Source organism: Streptococcus parasanguinis (assembly GCF_001578955.1).
GTDB classification, from domain to species: domain Bacteria; phylum Bacillota; class Bacilli; order Lactobacillales; family Streptococcaceae; genus Streptococcus; species Streptococcus parasanguinis_U.
In genome coordinates this window covers 1-440 of the sequence record NZ_KQ969732.1, presented here as the reverse complement: position 1 = coordinate 440, position 440 = coordinate 1, and the positions used below count along the sequence as shown (strand labels likewise).

At 40.7% G+C, this 440-nt stretch carries 1 protein-coding gene and 1 pseudogene; both read right to left on the bottom strand.

The genetic code is table 11. The features are described from left to right. A partial coding sequence (locus tag SPADD19_RS11005; protein WP_164905874.1) for an NADPH-dependent FMN reductase occupies positions 1-254 on the bottom strand: 254 nt, incomplete at its 3' end. Positions 255-279: 25 nt separating this feature from the next. Then, positions 280-440: pseudogene (locus SPADD19_RS13190) on the bottom strand (FAD:protein FMN transferase); the annotation flags it as partial.

The following is a 440-nucleotide window of genomic DNA, read 5'->3' as shown; positions in this document are numbered from 1 at the left end:
AAGACTGCTGGAATAGAGTGGTCGTATTCTGGAGTTCCAATAATCACCCCATCAGCTTCCTCGATTTTGGCAACAATCTCTAAGACGGATTCAGGCACTTGTTTGTCGGCTGGTTTGTTAAAGACAGGGATATCTTTAATTTCGACCAATTCGATCTCAGCCTTGTCAGCAAAATGCTTTTGCATGTATTGAAGTAGTTGACGGTTTGTAGAACGTTTGGAGTTAGTCCCCACAATCGCAATAAGTTTTATCATGAAAAATTCCTTTCTGATAGTAGAATTATAAATAAGATTGAAGCCCACTTGTATAGGCGATCTTGCCTGATTGCGAAACCAATAAGGTATCCATACCAGGAAGTGATTCAACAATGTTGAGGATGGAAGCAGGAGATTCTCCAAATAGCCTAGTAGTCCAAATCTCCCCATCTACAGATCGATCTG